This window comes from Shimia litoralis (assembly GCF_005518135.1).
In the GTDB taxonomy this organism is placed as follows: Bacteria; Pseudomonadota; Alphaproteobacteria; order Rhodobacterales; family Rhodobacteraceae; genus Shimia_E; species Shimia_E litoralis.
The window spans coordinates 11724-33271 of the sequence record NZ_SULI01000029.1; the positions used below are offsets into that span (position 1 = coordinate 11724).

The window sequence follows — 21548 nt, forward strand, 5'->3', positions numbered from 1 at the left end:
TTCTCCTTTATGAAGCTGTCTTGTGAGAGGCAGAGGGATGCCCTGCCGGAGGTGGACCCAGATCGACTTTGATCGGAGCCGCCCCGGTTTTCGCGCGCCGCTTGACTTGGCGGATCACGACCGGGCATTTCGAGTCGGATTGATAGAGAACCTGACAATGCAGGCAGTTCACGCATTCGTTTGGATTGATCTCACCTGTCGGGTGAATGGCCTGAACTGGGCATTCATTTGCGCAGGTTTGACATGGGCTTCCGCATTCCTTGTAGCGACGCAGCCAATCAAACATCCGAATGCGCGCGGGGATCGCCAATGCAGCACCCAGCGGGCACATATACCGGCAATAGAACCGCTCGACGAACAGGCCAGCCAAAAGCAACAGCAGTGCAAAGACCACAAACGGCCATTCGCGCACGAACTTAAGAATGATCGCAGTTTTGAACGGTTCGACTTCCGCATAGGTTTCGGCCAGCGGGATCGACACCATCGACAAGCCAAACAACCCAAGAAAAATCATGTATTTCAGTGGCCATAGACGTTCATGAAGCCCCCATGGCACTTCCCACTGGGGAATGCGCAACGCTCGGGCGATCTTGTTTGTGAGCTCTTGCAATGCACCAAACGGACACAGCCAGCCGCAATACGCGCCACGACCCCAGAACAACAGGGCAGCCGCAATCGCAAACCATTGGATAAACACCAGCGGATCGAGCAGGAAAGCATCCCAAGTAAACCCACTGTGTAAAGAGCCAGCCAACGCCATCAAGTTCACAACAGAAAGCTGAGCGTTTGCATACCAGCCCAAGAATACCAATGAGACAGTCAAATACCCCACGCGGAACCAATAGAATACACGCGGATTGGCTGTCGCTTGGAATTGGAAGAAAAACACACCCGTCAACACCAAGAGCATCGCCGCCAACCCGCCGATTTCCACGGTCCGGTCTTTCCAGATGCGTTTCCAAAGAGCGGATTTGGCCGCCGCTTCGTCGCCGGACGTATCAACAACAGCAGGTGCTGAGATGGGCAAGAGGTACTGCGGAGGAAGCTTGTACCCCAAATCAAAGGTCAAAAAGGTTTTCTCTACGGCGCCGACTGCGCGCTGCGCCAAAAGCTGTAAGCGGAACGGCTCTGCCGGATCAAACTCAGCATCGGCCGGTATCTTAAAGATGTCCAGCTCGGTGAAGGTCGGGGAATCATCGGTGGCCAAGTCGCCCAAGCGGCGCTGTTGCTTGTCAAAGAAACGGACCGAGTTATCACCTTGGATAAGCTGAATACGGTCAAAAATGCCACCACGCACATATCCCGACCCTTTGAAGGAATACGCACCGCGCCCCAAAACCAATAGCGCTTGTTCGCCGTCTTGCAGCCAACTTGTCAGGTTTTTGTATTCCGCGTCACCAAGCAGACTTTGACCAATCGACGGCACAGACACCAACGCCATATGCATATCAATAAACGTGTCATCAGGGGCTCCGGGCTCTGGCCGCTTGATCGCACGAGGGTCTCCGGTTTCTTCGAATGCCGCGTTAATTTGGCCAATATCAAGTGTCAGGCGTCGCACAGATCCATCGCCCGACATTTCGGACCAATCGCTGATTGTATTGTTTGTCATATCCAGTTCGCGCCGAGGACCGCTCGCGACGTTTGGTGCCAGGCCACCAAGGCCCATCGCACGGGATACTTTAATCCCAGCACGCACCAGAGAGTCATCGATAATCATGATCGTGACCGTGGCACCCGAAATAATATCAAGATCATGCCCTTCACCACCTGTTGCGGCTTCGACCTTGAGATCAAGCCCCTTATAACTCTCGGTCAGGGCAATCATCTTGGAGTTTGGGATGCCAATCAGAACAATAGGTTCAGAATGCTTGACCAACTTGACGCCAGCCAACACTGCGTCATTGTCGATCGCCGCCACAACATGAATTGGCTTACCAGAATACCCGGTTGTTCCAACAAAATCTGAGGTCAGGAACGCGTATCCAACGATACCGCTTGATCCCATGATCGGGACCACAGGCACATCCGGGTTCATTGGCCCATATGATTGGGCGCCGGGCATAAGCTCTGCGGGTGGAATATCAGAAAGAAAGGAATTCAGGAGGGGCTGCTTTTGTGCTTCCACAGGTCCAGCGGCAAAGCCGAAGATCGAGATGATTAGGAAACAAAGGGCTGTCAGCAAGCCAGGTCGAGCGCGATTTAACATTTTGGCGCCTCCCCATGATTTAGGATTGGTGCCAAATGCAAAGAAAGTGCCTTTGCAAAATTATTTCGGGGCGCAGACGGGGGTCCACGGGTATCAGGCCAAAATTGCGCAGAATTTGCTTTGCTCTCGACCCATTCAATTCGGGGTTGAGAAATAGTGACATAATGAACGCGCTGGGAATATTGGGCCGGTGTCAAAATCGCGGCACAGGCAGTCGCACAAAATGTACAAGTCGAACATTCTGGGCACTTTTCGCCCTCTGCTGGAATTTCATTGCCAAGTGCATCCAACCGGACAAATTCGGCACCTTCATCACTACAGATTTCGATCCAATTTCCGTCAACGAATGCAAGGCCTTGCGACGGAGCAACGGCCTGAACCACGAGCAAAAGAACAGCAAAGACACACCCGGCACGGCGCACACACGTAGTGAATCGCGATCTCGCGATTACCCAGTGAATTATGTCGAGTGCGCGTTGCAAAAAATTGCCCTTTTCCCTAGCTAGATTCGCATCCTAGGGAAGATGGCAGTCGCTTTACTTGACTTTTGTCAGGTCCATCAAAAGGATTGCCATAATCCGCAGACCCGACTGACAACAGCGCGCTCTTACAGAAATCAGATGCGCAGATCACTGATTTGCTATAGCCTGACAGCTTCCATGCGCCCCAATCTAAAAGGGATCTACCCAGTGGCCTATGAAGTTCACAAACGCATCGCCCGCAATTCGTTGTTGATCCGGTCGCTGCCGGAACAACACGTTGAACACCTTCTGACTTCTGCGATTTGGAAGCATTACGAGCGCGGCGAAACGTTGTTCTTGCAAGATGAAAAAGCCACGTCAATTCACGTCGTGCTGGATGGCTGGGTCAAGTTGTTCCGTATTGCCCCCAACGGCAGCGAAGCCATTGTAAGCGTCTTTACAAAAGGCGAGAGTTTTGGCGAAGCGGTTGCCCTGCGCGGCGCACCCTATCCCGTCTCTGCTCAGGCCGTCACACCTTGTGACGTGATGCACATCCCATCATCTGCACTGGTGCACCTGATGAAAGAAGACCCTCAAATCGGGATCACCATTCTGGCATCTACGTTTAACCACCTGCATTCACTAGTGGCGCAGCTTGAACAACTTAAGGCGCAAACCGGCGCCCAACGCGTTGCTGAATTCTTACTCGATTTGTGCGATTGCGAAATCGGTGGCTGTACAGTGACCTTGCCCTACGACAAGGTACTTATCGCGGGGCGTTTGGGGATGAAGCCCGAAAGCCTATCACGTGCCTTTGCACGCCTTAAGAACGCAGGTGTCAAGGTGAACAAGAATCATGCTGTCATCGAAGATATCGAAACTCTGCGGGAATACTCCGAGCACGACCCCGCTGTCGCTTGGAACAAGATTCCATGACCAAGCTTGAGCGCACCATCGACGCCATTGACGCAGCGAATGCGTTGGATCCGCGGGAAATTGATGGACACCCCGAAGCCCTTTTGTATGGCCAGCGCATGAGCGCTCAAGTCGAGCGCCTGTTTCCAGATGCAAACGATGTCCTAAAAATTGCCGCGCGCGGGCAGCACATAGAGCGTTGGATTCTTCAAAGAGCCGCCTACCCCGCTGGCCGAATTGGATATCTCACTTGGCGCAAAGATCTTGCAGCGCATCATAGCGCACGGGTTTGCGAACTGATGACAGCCGCCGGATATGATAGCGAACGCGTAAACACCGTAGGCCGAATGATACGCAAAGAGGGTCTTAAGCGTGACGCGGATGTGCAAGCCCTAGAGGATGTCATCTGCTTCACTTTTCTAACTTGGTATTTCGCCCCATTCGCAGCAAAGCACAGTCCAGAAAAGATTCAGCGTATTGTCGAAAAAACGGCGCGCAAAATGTCCGCAGATGCATCCGCGCGCGTCCTAAAGGAATTTGATCTGCCGTCGGATTTGGCAGCGGCGTTTCAAAGCAAATAAAACCCAAACAACACGCAGCAATATAGCCCAAGCACGACCTGAAACCCACGTCTCCATGAGGGTGCTTGCGACAAGCCAAGATACCATGTCAAAATCACGCGCGATTTTGCAAAGGCGAGCACCAAAATGAGCATCCCCACCAGACGGCGATCAAGAACGTCCGAAAGCTCATGCGCCACCAAGGCAGATGCCGCACTTAGTCCGATCAAAAAGAGCCAGGCACGTAAGAGAACTTGGGTGCTCATCAGATCATCCAAACAAATAGATGACGGGGAACAAAAGCACCCAAACTAGGTCAACCATGTGCCAAAACGCAGCTCCGGCCTCTATGTTTCGCGGCGCGTCCTTCCACGCCACAAGCAACAGGATCAGAATGCCAGCGACCACATGGGCCGCATGAAACCCGGTCAGCATATAGTAAAACAAAAAGAACGCGTGCGTTTCAAAAGTGATGCCCAGCGCCGCTTTGTCTGCATATTCCGCACCTTTGATGACCAGAAATACAACACCAAGCAGCGAAGCCCCGATCAAAGCCAAACGTGCAAGATTGCGCCGATCAGATTCTCGCCACCGAAGCGCCATCGCGGCCAAAAAGCCGCTTGTAACCAGCACGATCGTGTTTAGCGCCGCGCCAGTACGGTCAAGATGTTGTTGAGCTTGTGCAAACCCGTCAGGGTCCGTCAAACGCACCGCCGAAAATGCCAAGAGCCCTGCCCCAAAAACCAACAGTTCACTAATGATAAGAACCCACATCATCAATTCTCCTGGCAATTCATCCAGAAGAGACAACTGAGGCTCATTCATATTCCCACCAGTTGGCGATAAATCTGCGGCAGCGCATAAATCAACCGGTTGGGGTCAGGGATAACCGCAAAGCCCCCTTGCCCGAACATGCGCGGAAACCAGCTCTTGCCACTTTTATCAATTGTGATTCCATAAACCGAATGGCCGGCACGGCGGGCCTCTCGAACGGCCATTGCGGTATCTTCGATACCATGGCGCCCCTCATAGTGATCAAGATCATTGGGCTTGTGCGCGGCGAAAAAACGAGACGGTCAATGCGGCCCTGATCCAGAATGCCTCTGGACAAGGCAAGCTCTCTGCCAACCCGCAGTATTGCATCACGTATGACACCAGTAGAGACGGTGGCACGTGAGATAATGTCCAACTGGTTTTTCTGAGTTGTATCCAAGGATGGTGTTGGATCGTTCAGATCCACGCCAGAAAAACCTTGTACAAAATCTTCGATGTCTGAATCCGAGAGGCCTAATGTAAGGATCGGTTCGCTATGTGCCATGAGCTTGGCCGAAGCAATCTTGGCATCGGACGTAATGGCAACCAGCATATCAATAGGGCGACCTGAATACCCCACGGTTCGGGCAATTTCCCAACTGGACCCGATATATCCCAAGTTCGCACCATCCGGCGTTGAGACCCGCCAACCGGGAACGGGTGACTCTTGACGAAGTAAATCCACCCGACCTGAAACACCGAACATTTCGCTCGCTAGGACTCTATCGGGTGTTGCAGGTGCGATCTGCGCTTCGAGAGACAGGCGATCTTGGGCGGCACAAGGCGTCACGCATGACAAGGCCACAGCGCAAACCACCAGAATTTGCGCAACGTGCACCCAAAATTTTGGACGGCTAAAACACATATCTAAAACGTAGGTTTCATTGGCCAAAACCGCCTTAACAAAAGTCAAGGAACCCAACGCGGCAAAGCGTGAGACTCGGAATTGCCTCACCAGCTCAACGGAGATGCCGTTATGAAAACCACGAATGCCATTCGCAGAACATTGTTTCTGACCAGCGCTTCACTTGCACTGGGTTTGACTGCGACTTTCGCCGCAGCCGAAGAAAAGCCCAAAGATCATGCAAATGGGCCCGCTGCGTCTTACGAACCCAGCATGACAACTCTTGGTCAGCTAAATATTGAAATTCCTGGCCGCCGTGAAGGCGACCCGGTCATGACCCAAGAAGAATATAACACCGCGAACAAAATCTATTTTGAACGTTGCGCAGGCTGCCACGGTGTATTGCGCAAAGGCGCCACCGGTAAGGCGCTGACAGTCGATATTACCCGTGAAAACGGATATGAGTATGTGCGCGACTTCATCACCTACGGCTCTCCTGCCGGTATGCCCAACTGGGGTACTTCAGGCGACATGAGCGAAGCCGAAGTCGACCTGATGGCGCGCTATATCTTGCTTGATCCAGCGACACCGCCAGAATTCGGCATGGCCGAGATGCGCGAGACATGGAAACTGATTGTTGCTCCGGAAGATCGTCCATCCAAAAAGATGAACGACATCGATATCGACAACTTGTTCTCTGTCACCTTGCGAGATTCCGGTCAAATCGCGTTGATCGACGGCGAAACCTATGAAATTCATGGGATTATCGACACCGGCTATGCGGTTCACATCAGCCGTATTTCGGCATCTGGGCGGTATCTGTTTGTGATTGGCCGCGATGCGCTGGTCAACATGATCGATCTCTGGATGGAAACACCTGCAACTGTGGCCCAAATCAAGGTCGGCGCAGAAGCACGGTCTATCGAAACCTCCAAAATGAAGGGCTTCGAAGACAAATATGCCATCGCAGGTGCATACTGGCCCCCACAATATGTGATCATGGACGGCGACACACTTGAGCCTCTGAAAATCAAGTCCACACGCGGCATGGTTTATGACACGCAAGAGTATCATCCAGAACCACGTGTTGCTGCGATTGTGGCATCTCACTATCGCCCAGAGTTCATCGTCAACGTCAAAGAGACCGGCAAAATCCTTCTTGTGGACTATTCAGATATCAAAAACCTGAAAGTTACCGAGATCGAAGCAGAACGTTTCCTGCACGATGGTGGATTTGATAGCACCAAGCGGTATTTCCTGACGGCAGCAAATGCCCGTGGCAAAGTCGCGGTCATCGACACCAAAGAAGGGACGCTGACAGCGATCACAGAAACGGGTGGACAGACACCACACCCGGGACGTGGCGCAAACCTGATGCACCCAACCTTTGGGCCAGTCTGGGCAACATCTCACCTTGGTGATGAATCGATTGCCTTGATCGGAACCGATCCAGAAGGTCATCCAGACAGTGCTTGGAAGGTCGTACAGACCCTGTATGGACTGGGCGGTGGGTCTCTGTTTGTGAAATCACATCCAAAATCCGAAAACCTGTATGTTGATGCGCCGCTGAACCCAGATGCCGAAGTATCCGGTTCGATCGCGGTCTTCAAAACAGGCGACCTAACGCAAGAAGAGCCTGAGTACACCACACTTCCTATCGTCGAGTGGGCAGGTATTGCCGAAGGTCAGCCTCGGGTTGTTCAAGGTGAATTCAATGTCGATGGCGACGAAATCTGGTTCTCTGTCTGGAACGGCAAAGATCTGGAAAGTGCGATCGTTGTTGTCGACGACAAAACGCTTGAGCTGAAACATGTGATCAAAGATCCACGCCTGATCACACCTACAGGCAAATTCAACGTCTTTAACACACGCCAAGACGTTTACTAATCTCTGGTGTTGGCCGACGCATTGCCGTCGGCCAACACCCTTTCAATGCGCCGTCATCAGCCACAAGGAGCCAGTCATGACACAGCCAGGAAAAGTCCTTTTGATCGGATCTGGACCAGGAGATCCTGAGCTGTTGACGCTTCGCGCGGTGCGCATGCTCGCAAGTGCAGATGTGGTGGTATATGACCGCTTGGTCTCTGATCCAATTTTGCAAATGGCTCCGAAATCGGCACGGATGATATCTGTCGGAAAATGCCCGAAATCCCATCCCGTACCACAAGATGAAATCAACGAAATTCTATATGCCCAAGCCAGCGCGGGCTACACCGTTGCCCGCCTTAAGGGGGGTGACCCCTTGATATTTGGACGTGGGTCAGAAGAAGCCGGATATTTGATGGATCGTCATATCCATGTTGAATACGCCCCCGGAATCACAGCAGCGCAAGGGGTGTCCTGTGTGACCGGCGTGCCATTGACCCATCGGGGTTTGGCCACTGGTGTCCAATACGTAACGGGGCACAGACAGTCGAACAAAGTTCTTGATTTGGATTGGAAGCGTCTTGCCGATCCCGACACAACGCTGGTTGTGTACATGGGCGTGGCCAACATCGGACAAATTGCGGTCGGATTGATGACCGAAGGTCTGTCAGATCAAACACCCGTCCTTGCTGTTGCCAACGCAACCACGAACAAGGAACGCCGCTTGGTGTCCAAGCTTGGCAGCATCGCACATGACATTCGGAGCGCTGAAATGGGCGCACCGGTGTTGTTCATCATTGGGCAGGTGGTATCGCTTTATGACGCCAAATCCACGTCTGCGATCTTGACGGATTTAGAGGCGGAGATGCCCGCCATTGCACATGCGTAGCTTGCTTGCGCTTTGCGTTCTGGCAACGTCGGTGTGCGCTGAAGAGAATCCGGATCCAGCGGCGTTAAAACGGCTGGTTCATCAGGATTGCGGATCATGCCACGGCCTCACGCTCAAAGGCGGATTGGGTCCTGATTTACGTCCACAAGCCCTCTCACATTATGATGTTGAGGTGTTGTCAGACGTCATCTTGGACGGAATTCCCGAGACCGCAATGCCGCCGTGGCGTCCCCTGCTCACACCATCAGAAGCGGACTGGATCGCCCAATATTTGTTACAAGGTGAAACGCCATGAAACTATTTCTCGCAACCGCCATTGCTGCGCTGTGTCTGGGTTCAGCTTGGGCCGAACCTACAGCGACCGGTGACCTTGGATTGGTGATCGAACGTGCCACCGGGTCGGTGTTGCTGATTGATCAATCAGAACGGGCTGCTCTTGCGCGCATCGAAGGGCTGGGCGACCTAAGCCATGCCTCTTTGGTGTATTCGCCTGACGAGCGGTTTGCCTATGTATTTGGTCGGGACGGCGGTCTCACAAAAGTGGATATTGTGACACGGACAATTTCGAAACGCGTCATGCAGTCGGGGAATGCAATTGGCGGGGCCATTTCTGATGATGGCCAGCTCGTTGCAGTGTCTAACTACGAGCCTGGCGGAGTGCGCGTCTTTGATGCCGACACTTTGGAAATGGTTGCCGATCTTCCAACTGGATCAAAAACCATTGGCTTGGTCGACGCACCGGGCCGGCGGTTTGTGTTCACCCTTTGGGATGCGGGGGAAACGTGGATCGCAGATTTTTCAGGCCCCTCGCCCAAAGTTACCAAGATAAAAGACATCGGCACCAACCCCTATGATGCGCTGATTACCTCGAATGGGCGGACATATATTGCCGGCCTGTTTGGCCAAGATGGGCTTACTGCGCTTGATCTTTGGGATGAGACCCCCGTCCCCCAACACATTTTGCCGAACTATGGGCGCGGCAAACAGGAGATGCCTGTGTACAAAATGCCCCATCTTGAGGGGTGGGCATTGGCCGACGGAGAATTCGTTCTGCCTGCAGTCGGACACCACGAAGTTCTGTGGGTCGACGCCGCTGACCTGAATGAAACAGGCCGCACCCAAACACATGGCCAACCCGTGTTCGCAATGGCACGCCCAGATGGGCGGCATGTTTGGGTCAACTTTGCACATCCCTTGAATGACACGATCCAAGTCATCGACACCCAGAGCAAAGAGATCATACACGAACTCAAGCCCGGACCAGCGGTTCTGCACATGGAATTTACACCACGCGGACATCAAGTTTGGGTCTCTGTGCGCGATTTAGACAAGGTCATCGTTTATGATACGCGCACCTTTGAAAAAATTGGGGAAATAGACGCGGCAAGCCCCTCTGGCATTTTCTTTACCGCCCGCGCTCATAAAACTGGACTTTAGACGATGGAAACACGCATGGATCCCATCGACTATCGCCTCTTGGATGACTGGCAACGCAAATTTCCAATAGTATCTGCGCCGTTTGCCAAACTCGCAGATACGTTGGAGGTGGATGAAACAGAGGTGTTGAAACGACTCTCGCTCCTTTGCTCAGCAGGAAGAATTAGCCGCATCGGCGCGACATGCGCCCCCAATACGGTGTCCGCCAGCACCTTGGCGGCCATTTCCGCGACCCCAAACGAAATAGAGAGAGTGGCAGCTGTGATTGGCGCCGAACCAGGTGTGAATCACTCTTATCTCCGCGAGGATACATGGAACCTGTGGTTTGTCGTGACCGGGCCTGATCGCGAGCATGTAAATGCCACCTTGGCGCGCATAGAAGGCATCTCGGGTCACAAGGTGTTGGATCTAAGGCTTGTACGACCGTTCAACGTTGATCTTGGTTTCCGGTTGCGTACGCAAGATCGCACAACCATGCCGTTGACCAAGCGCACCGTGGATATGGATTGTATGCAAGATGGCGACAAAGACATTCTACAATGCTTGACGCGGGGGCTGCCGATGGTTTCAAGACCTTTTGCAGCAATTGCCGCACAAATGGGCCGGGCAGAACAAGACATCCTAGGTCGCGTTTCGTCTTTGGTACATGCCAACGTGATTTCACGCTTTGGCATCATCCTGCACCACCGCGCGCTTGGTTGGAATGCAAACGCGATGGTGGTTTGGGACATTTCAAGCGACGCGATTGATATAGCAGGCCCAGCATTGGCGGCCGTACCCGGAATCACGCTGTGTTACGAGCGCACGCCCGTTCAAGATGTCTGGCCCTATCGCCTGTATTCAATGATTCATGCGCGAGATCGCGCAGAAGCGCACGAGATCCTGTCGCGTGCGACCGCCCTGCCCTGTTTGCAATCAATCGCACACAAGGTCTTGTTTTCCACCCATTGCTTCAAGCAACGCGGGGCCATGATCACACGCCAGATCGGAGATGCGGCATGACACATATATTGGATCAGACAGACCGCGATCTATTGAACCGGCTGCAAGATGATCTGCCGCTAAGCCATCGGCCTTTTGCTGATCTAGCGCTCGAAATCGGCCTGACTGAAAACGATGTCCTTTCCCGCATTGAGCGGCTGAAATCTCAGGGATTCATCACACGGTTCGGGCCGTTTTTTGATGCTGCGGCCATGGGGGGCGCGTTTTGCCTGTGTGCTATGGCCGTTCCAAGCGCAGAATTTGAAACTGTCCTGACCAAAGTCAATGCCCACGACGAGGTGGCGCATAATTATGAACGCACCCACCAGCTAAATATGTGGTTCGTTCTGGCGACAGAAACCCCAGAAGGCATCACCGCAACAGCTGACACAATTGAACAGGAAACAGGGCTGATCGTGCACCGTTTCCCAAAATTACAGGAATTCTTTATCGGATTTCGAGTGACCGCATGACACAGACCATAGACGACAGAGACATCATCAAAGCGTTACAAGGTGGTTTGCCAATCACAAAAACCCCCTATGTCGAAATTGCTGACGCGCTTGGTCTGTCCGAGACGGACCTTGTTTCCCGTCTTGAGGTTTTGAAGTCAACCGGGGTGATCCGGCGGATCGCAGCCGCGCCAAACCATTACAAATTGGGCATGAACGCCAATGGCATGACGGTTTGGGATGTCCAAGATGACCTTGTCGCGGCGTTGGGCGCAAAGGTCGGCGCACTATCTTTTGTAACCCATTGTTATGAAAGACCGCGCGCCTTACCTGATTGGCCCTACAATTTGTTCGCAATGGTTCACGGAACAAGCCGCGAAGAAGTCGAAGAAAAGCGGCTAGAAATCAAAACCCTGTTGGGATCGGTCTGCCGCGCGAGTGACACACTCTATTCAACCCGAATTCTGAAGAAAACGGGGCTTCGGCTTCGAAGCAGGGAATAGCACTATGTTTCGCCTGACCGAATATATGCACCAATTGATCACCCCTACTCCGGTACGTGCTCGGCGTGGGTCGGGCCCTGTGAAACCTGTCGTAATTTGGAATCTGACGCGGCGGTGCAATCTTAAGTGTCGCCACTGTTATACCGTATCTGCCGATGTGGATTTCCCCGGCGAGCTTAGCCATGAACAGGCGCTCTCAACCCTGGACGATCTAGGGGCGTTTCGCGTGCCTGCTCTTATTTTATCGGGTGGAGAGCCACTAGACCGTCCTGACCTGTTCGAAATCGCCAAATGTGCACGAAAAATGGTCCGCATGCTCGCGCTCTCTACAAACGGCACCAAAATACATGGAGAAACTGCCGACAAAGTTGCCGAAATCGGATTTGACTATGTCGGAATTTCGATTGACGGCATCGGTGCCACAAACGATTGGTTCCGCGGTGTCGATGGCGCCTTTGCCGATGCGCTGCGCGGCGTTCGCGCCTGTAAAGAACGCGGGATCAAAGTCGGTTTACGGTTTTGCCTGACGGAAGGAAACCATCAACATTTACCCGACCTGCTTCAGCTTTGCGAAGATGAAGGCGTCGACAAATTCTACCTTTCGCACCTTGTTTATGCGGGCCGCGGCGACAAGAATCGCGGCGAAGACGCAGCGCATAAACGCACACGGCGGGGTCTTGATCTGTTGATAGAGCGCGCATGGTCCGATGTCAGCGCCGGTCGGCATTTGGATATCGTGACCGGAAATAACGACGCCGATGCCGGATACTTCCTGCGCTGGATTCGCGAGAACTTTGACGCCGAGAAAGAGGCACATGTCCGCGCGCACCTATCTGCGTGGGGGGGGAATTCTTCTGGTTTGGGCGTGGCCAACATCGATAACCTTGGCCGCGTTCATCCGGATACCTATTGGTCTGATTATACAATCGGCAATGTCAAACAGACGCCATTTTCAACCCTTTGGAGTGGTGAGGACCCGATGCTTTCGACACTGCGCATGCGCCCGCGCCCCTTAAAAGGCCGCTGTGGGGCATGTGCCCTGCAAGATGTATGTGGGGGAAACACACGCATTCGCGCCCTTCAGTTGACGGGCGATCCTTGGGCAGAAGACCCCGCATGTTATTTGACAGACGCAGAAATTGGTGTGGAAACATCTGATCGCCTTGAGGTCACGCCATTCAGAGGCAAAAGCCATGATCCAGCACACAAGTTTTTCTAGAATGCGTGACCGCGACCCTGACGCGATCCCTGTCGTTGCACACCACGCGATCGGCGCAATATGCGCTTTGATGCTCTTTGTCATTGCGCCTGTGGTCCACGCAGATACCGCATCGAACTATTCAGAGCACTGTGCCTCTTGCCATGGCCAAGATCGCTTAGGAGGTCTTGGGCCCGCATTGATCCCTGAAACACTTAAGCGAATGCGTGGACCAAAAGTTGCAGACGTCATTCGCGTCGGGCGCACGTCAACCCAAATGCCTGCGTTTGAAACCACGCTGGACAGCGCTGAAATCGAGGCGCTTTCCCAATATCTGAAACAGCCCTTGGAAAGCCTGCCCCCATGGGGCGAGACCGAGATTATGCAAAGTCGCACATTGGATGCTGACTATGCGCCCGCCAATGCGCCGGTTTGGTCTGCGGACCCAATGAACATTACCTTGGTCGTCGAAACAGGCGACCATCACGTCAGTGTTCTAGACGGCGATACGTTTGATGTTCTCGACCGGTTCGAGACCCCATTCGCTGTGCACGGAGGACCCAAATTTACACCCGACGGGCGGTTTGTGTTCATCATGTCGCGTGACGGTTGGGTCCAAAAATATGACCTGTGGACGCTCAAACAGGTTGGGCGCATTCGTGCGGGGCTCAATAGCCGGAACATTGCCATGAGCCATGATGGAAAATGGGTCGCTGTGGCCAACTATTTGCCGATGACTTTGACAATTTTGGCGACAGATGACCTACGCGTTGCACGCGTTATGGAGATCGAGGCCAAGGACGGAACCAAGTCACGTGTCTCTGCTGTTTATCAGGCTCCTCAACGTCAGAGCTTCATTCTTGCGCTGAAAGACGCCCCCGAAATTTGGGAAGTCGCAACAGATCCAAACGCCGCCCCTGTTTATGAGGGGTTTGTGCATACTCAGAGAAAAGGAATGATTGAAGCCATCCCCAGTAGCCAAGGTCTGTTTGCGCGCCGTCGCATTGAGATCAGCGAACCGTTAGATGACTTTTTCTTTTCCGATGATTATCGAAATTTGATCGGTGCCGCGCGTGATGGTGTGCGGGGTGTTGTTGTGAATCTGAATGTGGGTCGCGAAATTGCCGAGCTGCCCCTTGAGGGAATGCCCCACTTGGGGTCAGGTATCAGTTGGGATCGCAACGGATCTCGTGTCATGGCCACGCCGCATCTCAAGGAAGGCAAGCTGTCAATTATTGATACGAAAAGCTGGTCAACGATCCATACCATCAAGACAGACGGTCCCGGCTTTTTCTTACGAAGCCATGAAAACACACCGTATTTTTGGGCCGATGTATTCTTTGGGCCAAACAAGGATGTGATGCATGTCATTGATAAGCAAAGTCTTGAAATCATACGGACGTTGCGCCCCCTGCCAAACGCGACTGTTGCCCATGTCGAATTTACGAAAGACGGGCGCTTTGCTCTGGTTTCTGTCTGGGAAGATGACGGAGCAGTGATCGTCTATGACGCGACAACACTGGAAGAAATACGACGCCTACCAATGCGGAAACCCTCGGGGAAATACAATGTCTGGAACAAGATCACGTTTTCTGAAGGTACCAGCCACTGAAGTGCTTGTAGTTGCACATGGCCAACCTTCGAAACCCGCCCCATCAGAGCAGGCATTGTCCGCGCTGCGCGCATTGCTCGCCGCACAACTTCCAGATTGGAAGGTTCTTTCAGCCACCTTAGCGTCTCCAAACAGTTTGGAGTGCGCAATGGATAAGCTAAGCGACGGTGCCTTTGTCTATCCATTTTTTATGGCCGATGGGTGGTTTGTGCGTCAAGCTCTGCCAGAGCGCCTGAAGGATCGCAATTTTGAGGTTTTACCGCCTCTAGGGTTAGAGACCGCATTGCCAAACCTTGCCGCCCAAATGGTTGCTGACCACGTTATTCAACTCGGTTGGCCAATCAAATCCACCCAAGTTTGCCTTGCAGCCCACGGTTCGGCACGCAGCAACATGGCAGCCAACGCAGCGATATCTTTTGCGAAGCGGCTGGAACGTCTGCTACCATTTGGCAAAAAAGAAACTGGGTTTATTGAGCAGGCACCTTTTGTAGAGGATATGTTAAGACATAGCGCCAATCACACCCTATGCGTTCCATTCTTGGCCTGCGATGGTGACCATTTCCGGATTGACGTCGCCGGCGCCGTTGGGGCAAGCGGATATTTGGGAGAAATGTTACCCGTATTTGGCCACTATTCTGGATTGCCTGAAATGATTGCCGAAAGCCTCAAGCTCAAATCATGGGAAAGGATCGCCGCATGAAGGATGCTCTTCAGGGTCGTTGGTCAATCCGCAAGCTGGCTGTTTTGCTGTACCCATTTGCGATGGCCACAGTTGCGATCAATCTGTTTTTGCTTGGGTTGATTGCGCATTCTGTGGATTTGCCTTCGATCCCGCCGCTTACCGCGCTGTGGCTCAGCATCCCGCTTGGCGTTCCCGCTGCTTGGCTCGCTGGGCGATGGGTTCGGAGCTTGATGGACGAAGCAGACGGATAATTCCGCGCGCTGTTGACTATGGTCAAGTGCCACCCCGGATCCAAACGATACATGTATCTTATTGGCAATTCGCCACTCACGGTTTGCAAATTGCGTCCCAAACCTTTGCAAGAATTGCTTATCAGTGTGGGGAAGAGGTTCTGGGTTCGCTCATCACCTTCCCCACACGCTTTTTTCCAAGTGTATAAGATGAATCCTATTGATGGGTGCTTGCCTTTTCCCATGGCGTGCTTAGGTTCCGCCCAATAGATTTGAACTGGAGAGAATGATGACTGACTTGACCCCAAGAGAGATTGTCTCGGAACTGGATCGTTTCATCATTGGCCAGAACGATGCAAAACGTGCTGTCGCGGTTGCGTTGCGGAACCGTTGGCGCCGCAAGCAGCTTGCTGATGACTTGCGTGAAGAAGTTTACCCGAAAAATATCCTGATGATTGGACCGACAGGTGTTGGGAAAACAGAGATAAGCCGCCGGCTCGCCAAGCTGGCCAAAGCGCCGTTCATAAAAGTCGAGGCCACCAAGTTTACCGAAGTCGGGTATGTAGGGCGCGACGTAGAACAGATCGTGCGGGATCTCGTCGATAGCGCTATTGCGTTAACGCGCGACTCTATGCGCGAAGACGTTAAGGCCAAAGCCTTTGCTGCTGCGCAAGATCGGGTCATCACTGCGATTGCCGGAGAAGATGCGCGCGAGGCAACGCGCGAAATGTTTCGCAAAAAGCTCAAGTCAGGTGAGCTTGACGATACCGTCATTGAACTAGAGCTGTCTGATTCATCCAATCCAGTTGGCGGAATGTTCGACATCCCCGGACAACCTGGAAACCAGATGGGCATGATGAACTTGGGCGATATGTTTGGCAAAGCGTTCGGCGGAAGAACGGTCAAAAAGCGTATGACGGTTGCTGAAAGCTATGAAACTCTGATTGGAGAAGAGGCTGACAAGCTCTTGGATGATGAAACCGTGACACGTGCTGCTCTCACCTCGGTTGAACAAAACGGCATCGTGTTTCTAGACGAAATCGACAAGGTTTGTGCACGCGCTGAGGCCCGCGGCGGTGATGTAAGTCGCGAAGGCGTTCAGCGAGATTTGCTTCCTTTGATCGAGGGAACCATCGTCAGCACTAAACATGGGCCCGTCAAAACCGACCATATTCTATTCATCGCATCTGGCGCGTTCCATATCGCAAAACCTTCCGATCTATTACCAGAGCTGCAAGGACGCCTGCCTATTCGCGTAGAGCTGCGCGCACTGACCGAAGAAGATTTTGTACGCATTTTGACAGAGACCGATAACGCGCTGACGCTGCAATACACGGCACTTATGGCAACCGAAGAGGTCAAGATCACCTTTACACAAGACGGCATCAAAGCCCTCGCCAAGATCGCAGCCGATGTGAACCAAAGCGTTGAAAACATTGGTGCACGCCGTCTTTACACTGTGATGGAACGCGTCTTCGAAGAGCTCAGCTTTAATGCACCAGATCGTTCAGGAGAGGGCATCACCGTAGATGCGGATTTCGTCGATGCCAACCTTGGAGAGCTGGCAAAATCAACCGATCTAAGCCGGTACGTGCTGTAATTCTTTGCTAGCCCAAGACACAAGTCTTGGGCATAGTCCCCTAGATATTTTTGTTAGGGATTGTTGTGGCTTTTCGAGTACTCGTTTTCTTCATCGCCTTTGGTGTTGCGGCATGCGCAGATCGCAGCATTGCGCCAGTTTTACCCGAGGCGATGGCATCAGATAACCTTGCAGAGGTATTCATTGCGACCAATCGCGGCACAAACGCTGCGGGGTACTTCGACGAAACCCGCTCTGACAAGCTCAGCTTTGTGCACTCTTGGGTCTCGATGCCACCTGACCGCGTCGCTGGTGACCCCCCATTATTCAAGCCAAAACCGAACCTGAAGAAGCACTTCGCGCTGGCCTCACAAGACACCTACCCCTCCGGAAGTGCATTCTTGGCCGATATTCGCAAGCGCCTCGCCCAATTGCCGCCGGAAAACCGAGAAGTAACCTTGTATGTGCACGGATTCTATAACGGGTATGCAGATACCGTTTTCCGGATGGCGCAGATGTACACTGACTTTGGCGCAGAAGGCATTCCAATGGTTTTTGCATGGCCCAGCGCCGGATCTCCGACAGGCTATACCTATGACCGTGACAGTGCGCTTCATGCGCGCGATGAATTGGAAGAGCTGTTGTACATGCTTCCGCAAACGGGTGCCCGCAACATACTGGTCGTCGGCCACTCAATGGGCGGCATGCTTTTGATGGAAACTCTGCGCCAAATTGAAATTGCGCGACCCGGATGGGCGGCTGCAAATATTTCCAGCACGCTGTTAATGTCTCCAGATATTTCCATTGATGTATTTCGCGAGCAAGCGAAACGCGCAGGGACATTGCCTCAGCCGTTTATTGTTGTGACGTCCAAAGAAGACAAAGTTCTTAAACTGTCATCACTTGTGAACAAGGAAACTGACAGATTGGGTTTGGGGAACAGTATTGATGAGCTAACCGAATTCCCAATCACATTTGTCGATATTACGAGGTTTAGCAAAACAGCCGACAACCCGCACTTCGTTCTTGCTGAATCACCCGCTCTGATCTCGATGATGACTGCAGTGCGGCAAATGCCGAATTTTGCACATGCCGACGCGCAGTCCACTTTGGGTTCTCTGGCCAGCAGCTCGCTTCAGGTTCAAAATGCCACCGAATACGAGCTTACGCCTGATCTGCCACGAAACTAGCGCCCGTCGTTAGGGTTCTGATGGAGTGGACATCCCCTGATCTCTCACCTGATAGGGTCGGGAGAGAGCAGTGTTTTCAGGTTCTCTGCCTGTTCTTCAGAGAGTGCCAGGATGAAGCTGGCGCCTTGAACCGAATCTGAAATACGCACGGAGTTGGCCAATTGGCCGCCAATACGAATGTCCATGTCTTGGCCAATGGATTGCATTGTGAAAGCGGTCAAAGTGCTTGCGATTTCAGGACTCACTACAAGGCGGACCTGCGGCTGCCCATCAACGCCGCGCTGGAGTTCGAGTTCGACCACGTCCTTACGCGTGACCCTGATCGGTCCCAACCAAAGTGCCGTATTTTGCACTTCAACGACGCAAATCGGGTACTCCCCCGGATTTTGCCCCCCACCAAGATCAAGGCATAGGTCATCAATGTTTGCCTGTCTAAATTCGGATCCAGCCCAGAAGGACAAAACTATGGCCATTATGATTGCCGCAATGACCGTCACGTTCGTCCTCGTCATTCGAAATCCTCTCAACAAGGCCTGCGTGTCATCCTACCGGCCCCATTCCTCATTGACGCATCGATACTCAACATTGCGCCAAAGTGCGGAACGGTCAAGTACGTCGCACACTATAGTCTCGCAGGCTCGTCTGTGGGCCAGATGCCTCAATCAGGCCTTTCGCGATCAGGTGCTGAAGCCTTCCCGACAGAAATACATCGCTCAACAAATTATGCTCATCGCTGCGACCCATCGCCGTACCGATCACGCGTGCGGCACAAATCCACTCTGGTGGACAACACGCCAACAGCAGGCTGTCATAGTAGTCATCGGAAACCCCGATGATCTTGCCTGCGTCCCATTTGCGCAGTGTTGCTCCGCTGTCTCGCTGATGCAGATAGGCCGACGAAAGTGCCGCTCGGGTAGCCACATCTACCTCTTCTCGTCGATCAAACAGGCGTGCCAATAAAGCCGGGGTCTGTGGCCCAATATAGGGAAGTGACTTCAGACCCGTCGCGCCGACACGCATCACTGCGCCCTTGAAAAGGCGCAAGCTATGGCAAGCCATCTCCAGAAACGTCCGCTCCGACGCATTCTCGCCAGCCCATATACAGACTTCTGGTATGATGTCCTGAGACAGATGAGTTGAGAGGCCATCGAAATCGGCCAACGAAGGAACCGGATCGTCAAGCAACTGACCATAGTTTTGGAACAATGCCTCGAAATATGCTGCTCGCGCTTGTTTGTCCTTCAAAGGCCCGTGGCTCAGATCATCATCGAACACATGCACACGTCCGGTCAGGCCGTAAGTTACAACTGCGGCGCGCACACAGCCTCCGGCACTTCCGCCCAAAACCAGATGAATGTATTCAGGGTGTGACATTGTTACCTTTGGTTTGAGAGGACGGTTTGTGTTGTCAGGCGACACGTCCTAGCGTTGGAGCGCTCGATTTGAAGTAAATCAACCTGTCTCGCGGTTTCCCAGCCAAAAGTTCTCACTTTGCAAAAAAACTTGCGTCGCCACTGGTTGTCGGCAATCATTCAAAGAACCGAATGGGAATTCAAAGGTACAAACAGGAGTTCAAAAATGGGTTTTACGCAATCGGTCAAGACCTGCCTGTCCAAATATGCCGTATTTTCGGGCCGCGCGCAGAGATCAGAGTATTGGTGGTTTGTTCTGTTCGTCGTCCTAGTCAGCGTCGGGTTGGCGGTACTCAGCTCGGTCCTTTTTGGCACTGATCCGGAAACAGGACAGGGATCGAACTTGCTGAACTCAGTTTTCCAACTGGCGATGCTGCTTCCCATGCTCACCGCGGGATGGCGTCGATTACATGATACAGGTCGTCCTGGATGGTATCTTCTTCTTCCAATGGCCTTTGGCATCGCAACGATGGTCATGCTGCTGACCGGGGTTGCAGTTTTTTCAGCGCTCGAAACCGGCGTTGAAGACCCTGAGACTTTGCGAGGACCCGCAGCCTTTCTTGGTGCAACCGGTTTGATGGTTATGTACGCGATTCAACTTGTGCTTTCTGTCTTGATGATCTGGTGGCTTTCGCGCCCCTCACAAGAGGGCACGAATGAATATGGTGCGCCGTCTTAGGATTGCATGACCACTCACTGGCACTTTAACGCGAGAGAACGATAAATGTCCCCACGATCGGGAAACTTTGGGAGTTAAGAATGAAAAACGCTATTCTGTCAGCATGCCTGATGTGTTGTTTCTCGGCGGCCCCTGCGCTTGCCGAATGGGGCTTCAGCGGTAGCCCGCTACCTAACGCATTTATTCAGACAAACAACATGACGCTCGAGTTGCAGTGCGACAGGATCAGGTTCGCCCCGGCCGGGTATGAGGACAGTGAGGACATGGTCAAAAAGCAGGGCCTTTCCATCCGATTCATGAAAAATGGCTCGACAGAAGTCGGATCTTTTCAAGCGGGTCAAGGGAACGCCACCCTGCGGATCGTCGATAACTATCCTGTCGAAGTTGTGTTCCAAGACCCAGCTGACTACCAGTTCATTCTTGATCAGATAGCAGCCAACGCCATCCTCAATCTATCCATGGCGGATCAAGATGTGAGCTATGGGCTTTTTGACCTTAAAGTGTCAGGCAAGGCTATTCGATCACTGCGGTCCTCTTGCGGTTCTGCACCCCAAGCAGGCAACAACACCATGGAGGCCCCAGAGGGGGTGGTGTACTGCGGCGGTGGCCAAGTAAAACGCCAGATCGAGTACTTGATCCTTGATAAGGCAGATGGCGAATGGGACGCGATCGTGACAGTCAACGGCGACACCACGCGTGCAATGACGGCCTACAGTTACTTTGGTAATGCACAGCCGCCACAAGGTTTTGTGGTCGCATTGTTGGGAGAAGATCGGTCCGAGTTCCTCGTTTTCAAAGATGGCAACAAGAACTGGCTCGAATACGGAGACTACCAATACAACCAATGCAATTGACTTAGATGTCTCGGCGGCATGCTGTCTTAAATTTGGCAAGCCCCATCGTTTTCGTCGTCGATTTAACACGTTCTACCAAAATAGCTTCGTAAAACACAGAAAAGGAATAAACATGAACTGAAGTGGTCCGGCAAATTCGGACAGCGTGCTAAGATGTATCCAACCCGATTGAATGGATACAA

The 21548-nt window shown here is 52.8% G+C and carries 22 protein-coding genes and 2 pseudogenes; 17 read left to right on the forward strand and 7 right to left on the reverse strand.

Going from position 1 to position 21548, the window contains the following annotated elements; translation table 11 throughout:
* Positions 1–7: 7 nt before the first annotated feature.
* Complete coding sequence (locus FAP39_RS15615) at positions 8–2209, reverse strand: NosR/NirI family protein (RefSeq protein WP_138017321.1); 2202 nt, start codon at positions 2207–2209, stop codon at positions 8–10.
* A gap of 659 nt (positions 2210–2868) precedes the next feature.
* On the opposite strand from FAP39_RS15615, the gene FAP39_RS15620 reads away from it, so the two are divergent.
* Positions 2869–3606, forward strand: a complete 738-nt coding sequence (locus FAP39_RS15620; protein WP_425471443.1) for a Crp/Fnr family transcriptional regulator — start codon at positions 2869–2871, stop codon at positions 3604–3606.
* The gene (locus FAP39_RS15625; protein WP_138017322.1) at positions 3603–4166 is read left to right on the forward strand and encodes a DUF4202 domain-containing protein; all 564 of its coding nucleotides are present in this window, start codon (positions 3603–3605) and stop codon (positions 4164–4166) included. Before FAP39_RS15620 ends, FAP39_RS15625 begins: the two co-directional genes overlap by 4 nt.
* On the opposite strand, the gene FAP39_RS15630 is transcribed toward FAP39_RS15625, so the two are convergent.
* The 4 genes and pseudogenes from FAP39_RS15630 to FAP39_RS17940 all read right to left on the reverse strand — a co-directional run.
* A complete protein-coding gene (locus tag FAP39_RS15630; RefSeq protein WP_138017323.1) occupies positions 4154–4411 on the reverse strand; it encodes a cytochrome C oxidase subunit IV family protein in 258 nt (85 codons plus the stop codon). The genes FAP39_RS15625 and FAP39_RS15630 overlap by 13 nt on opposite strands.
* Positions 4412–4415: 4 nt before the next feature.
* Positions 4416–4919, reverse strand: a complete 504-nt coding sequence (locus FAP39_RS15635) for a cytochrome c oxidase subunit 3 (protein ID WP_171006890.1) — start codon at positions 4917–4919, stop codon at positions 4416–4418.
* 47 nt (positions 4920–4966) lie between these two features.
* Positions 4967–5197: pseudogene (locus FAP39_RS17840) on the reverse strand (nitric oxide reductase activation protein NorD); the annotation flags it as partial.
* A 95-nt stretch (positions 5198–5292) separates the two neighbouring features.
* Positions 5293–5823, reverse strand: a pseudogene (locus FAP39_RS17940) (FMN-binding protein); the annotation flags it as partial.
* A gap of 111 nt (positions 5824–5934) precedes the next feature.
* On the opposite strand from FAP39_RS17940, the gene FAP39_RS15645 reads away from it, so the two are divergent.
* The 13 genes from FAP39_RS15645 (at position 5935) to FAP39_RS15705 (ending at position 18421) form a co-directional block, all read left to right on the forward strand.
* Complete coding sequence (locus FAP39_RS15645) at positions 5935–7689, forward strand: nitrite reductase (RefSeq protein ID WP_138017326.1); 1755 nt, start codon at positions 5935–5937, stop codon at positions 7687–7689.
* Positions 7690–7765: 76 nt separating this feature from the next.
* Positions 7766–8557 carry a uroporphyrinogen-III C-methyltransferase gene (gene cobA, locus FAP39_RS15650; RefSeq protein ID WP_138017327.1) on the forward strand — a complete coding sequence of 264 codons (792 nt, stop codon included), beginning with the start codon at positions 7766–7768 and terminating at the stop codon, positions 8555–8557.
* The gene (locus FAP39_RS15655; protein WP_138017328.1) at positions 8550–8852 is read left to right on the forward strand and encodes a c-type cytochrome; all 303 of its coding nucleotides are present in this window, start codon (positions 8550–8552) and stop codon (positions 8850–8852) included. The genes cobA and FAP39_RS15655 overlap by 8 nt, the downstream gene beginning before the upstream one ends.
* Positions 8849–9994, forward strand: coding sequence for a cytochrome D1 domain-containing protein (locus FAP39_RS15660; protein WP_138017329.1), 1146 nt, complete (start codon positions 8849–8851; stop codon positions 9992–9994). The genes FAP39_RS15655 and FAP39_RS15660 overlap by 4 nt, the downstream gene beginning before the upstream one ends.
* Positions 9995–10060: 66 nt before the next feature.
* Positions 10061–10996 (forward strand): siroheme decarboxylase subunit beta, encoded by a 936-nt coding sequence (gene ahbB / locus FAP39_RS15665; RefSeq protein ID WP_425471444.1) that lies wholly within the window; start codon positions 10061–10063, stop codon positions 10994–10996.
* Entirely contained in the window at positions 10993–11448 is a 456-nt protein-coding gene (locus tag FAP39_RS15670; RefSeq protein WP_138017331.1) for an Lrp/AsnC family transcriptional regulator, read from the forward strand. The genes ahbB (FAP39_RS15665) and FAP39_RS15670 overlap by 4 nt, the downstream gene beginning before the upstream one ends.
* Positions 11445–11930, forward strand: a complete 486-nt coding sequence (ahbB, locus tag FAP39_RS15675; RefSeq protein WP_138017332.1) for a siroheme decarboxylase subunit beta — start codon at positions 11445–11447, stop codon at positions 11928–11930. The genes FAP39_RS15670 and ahbB (FAP39_RS15675) overlap by 4 nt, the downstream gene beginning before the upstream one ends.
* A 4-nt stretch (positions 11931–11934) precedes the next feature.
* Positions 11935–13149: a heme d1 biosynthesis radical SAM protein NirJ gene (nirJ, locus tag FAP39_RS15680; protein ID WP_138017333.1), complete on the forward strand. Its 1215-nt coding sequence runs from the start codon at positions 11935–11937 to the stop codon at positions 13147–13149.
* A gap of 70 nt (positions 13150–13219) precedes the next feature.
* Positions 13220–14740: a nitrite reductase gene (locus FAP39_RS15685; RefSeq protein WP_138017345.1), complete on the forward strand. Its 1521-nt coding sequence runs from the start codon at positions 13220–13222 to the stop codon at positions 14738–14740.
* A gap of 148 nt (positions 14741–14888) precedes the next feature.
* Entirely contained in the window at positions 14889–15440 is a 552-nt protein-coding gene (locus FAP39_RS15690; RefSeq protein WP_138017334.1) for a CbiX/SirB N-terminal domain-containing protein, read from the forward strand.
* Complete coding sequence (locus FAP39_RS15695) at positions 15437–15673, forward strand: hypothetical protein (protein ID WP_138017335.1); 237 nt, start codon at positions 15437–15439, stop codon at positions 15671–15673. Before FAP39_RS15690 ends, FAP39_RS15695 begins: the two co-directional genes overlap by 4 nt.
* A gap of 268 nt (positions 15674–15941) precedes the next feature.
* On the forward strand, positions 15942–17252 hold the full coding sequence (gene hslU, locus FAP39_RS15700; RefSeq protein ID WP_138017336.1) for an ATP-dependent protease ATPase subunit HslU: 1311 nt from the start codon (positions 15942–15944) through the stop codon (positions 17250–17252).
* Between the two features lie 65 nt (positions 17253–17317).
* Positions 17318–18421, forward strand: a complete 1104-nt coding sequence (locus tag FAP39_RS15705; RefSeq protein WP_138017337.1) for an alpha/beta hydrolase — start codon at positions 17318–17320, stop codon at positions 18419–18421.
* A 44-nt stretch (positions 18422–18465) separates the two neighbouring features.
* Here the strand turns inward: FAP39_RS15705 and FAP39_RS15710 are convergent, their stop codons facing one another.
* Both FAP39_RS15710 and FAP39_RS15715 read right to left on the reverse strand, forming a co-directional pair.
* Positions 18466–18933 carry a hypothetical protein gene (locus FAP39_RS15710; RefSeq protein WP_138017338.1) on the reverse strand — a complete coding sequence of 156 codons (468 nt, stop codon included), beginning with the start codon at positions 18931–18933 and terminating at the stop codon, positions 18466–18468.
* Positions 18934–19027: 94 nt separating this feature from the next.
* On the reverse strand, positions 19028–19795 hold the full coding sequence (locus FAP39_RS15715; RefSeq protein ID WP_138017339.1) for a DUF1835 domain-containing protein: 768 nt from the start codon (positions 19793–19795) through the stop codon (positions 19028–19030).
* 204 nt (positions 19796–19999) lie between these two features.
* Between FAP39_RS15715 and FAP39_RS15720 the strand changes: the two genes are divergently transcribed.
* Positions 20000–20512 carry a DUF805 domain-containing protein gene (locus tag FAP39_RS15720; protein WP_138017340.1) on the forward strand — a complete coding sequence of 171 codons (513 nt, stop codon included), beginning with the start codon at positions 20000–20002 and terminating at the stop codon, positions 20510–20512.
* Between the two features lie 80 nt (positions 20513–20592).
* Positions 20593–21366 carry a hypothetical protein gene (locus tag FAP39_RS15725; RefSeq protein ID WP_138017341.1) on the forward strand — a complete coding sequence of 258 codons (774 nt, stop codon included), beginning with the start codon at positions 20593–20595 and terminating at the stop codon, positions 21364–21366.
* Positions 21367–21548: the final 182 nt, after the last annotated feature.

Bases quoted from the DNA above. Each gene is read 5' to 3' on its own strand.
- FAP39_RS15615 (WP_138017321.1), bottom strand. From the start codon at position 2,209: ATGTTAAATCGCGCTCGACCTGGCTTGCTGACAGCCCTTTGTTTCCTA.
- FAP39_RS15620 (WP_425471443.1), top strand. From the start codon at position 2,869: ATGCGCCCCAATCTAAAAGGGATCTACCCAGTGGCCTATGAAGTTCAC.
- FAP39_RS15625 (WP_138017322.1), top strand. From the start codon at position 3,603: ATGACCAAGCTTGAGCGCACCATCGACGCCATTGACGCAGCGAATGCG.
- FAP39_RS15630 (WP_138017323.1), bottom strand. From the start codon at position 4,411: ATGAGCACCCAAGTTCTCTTACGTGCCTGGCTCTTTTTGATCGGACTA.
- FAP39_RS15635 (WP_171006890.1), bottom strand. From the start codon at position 4,919: ATGTGGGTTCTTATCATTAGTGAACTGTTGGTTTTTGGGGCAGGGCTC.
- FAP39_RS15645 (WP_138017326.1), top strand. From the start codon at position 5,935: ATGAAAACCACGAATGCCATTCGCAGAACATTGTTTCTGACCAGCGCT.
- cobA (WP_138017327.1), top strand. From the start codon at position 7,766: ATGACACAGCCAGGAAAAGTCCTTTTGATCGGATCTGGACCAGGAGAT.
- FAP39_RS15655 (WP_138017328.1), top strand. From the start codon at position 8,550: ATGCGTAGCTTGCTTGCGCTTTGCGTTCTGGCAACGTCGGTGTGCGCT.
- FAP39_RS15660 (WP_138017329.1), top strand. From the start codon at position 8,849: ATGAAACTATTTCTCGCAACCGCCATTGCTGCGCTGTGTCTGGGTTCA.
- FAP39_RS15670 (WP_138017331.1), top strand. From the start codon at position 10,993: ATGACACATATATTGGATCAGACAGACCGCGATCTATTGAACCGGCTG.
- ahbB (WP_138017332.1), top strand. From the start codon at position 11,445: ATGACACAGACCATAGACGACAGAGACATCATCAAAGCGTTACAAGGT.
- nirJ (WP_138017333.1), top strand. From the start codon at position 11,935: ATGTTTCGCCTGACCGAATATATGCACCAATTGATCACCCCTACTCCG.
- FAP39_RS15685 (WP_138017345.1), top strand. From the start codon at position 13,220: ATGCTCTTTGTCATTGCGCCTGTGGTCCACGCAGATACCGCATCGAAC.
- FAP39_RS15690 (WP_138017334.1), top strand. From the start codon at position 14,889: ATGGATAAGCTAAGCGACGGTGCCTTTGTCTATCCATTTTTTATGGCC.
- FAP39_RS15695 (WP_138017335.1), top strand. From the start codon at position 15,437: ATGAAGGATGCTCTTCAGGGTCGTTGGTCAATCCGCAAGCTGGCTGTT.
- hslU (WP_138017336.1), top strand. From the start codon at position 15,942: ATGACTGACTTGACCCCAAGAGAGATTGTCTCGGAACTGGATCGTTTC.
- FAP39_RS15710 (WP_138017338.1), bottom strand. From the start codon at position 18,933: ATGACGAGGACGAACGTGACGGTCATTGCGGCAATCATAATGGCCATA.
- FAP39_RS15715 (WP_138017339.1), bottom strand. From the start codon at position 19,795: ATGTCACACCCTGAATACATTCATCTGGTTTTGGGCGGAAGTGCCGGA.
- FAP39_RS15720 (WP_138017340.1), top strand. From the start codon at position 20,000: ATGGGTTTTACGCAATCGGTCAAGACCTGCCTGTCCAAATATGCCGTA.
- FAP39_RS15725 (WP_138017341.1), top strand. From the start codon at position 20,593: ATGAAAAACGCTATTCTGTCAGCATGCCTGATGTGTTGTTTCTCGGCG.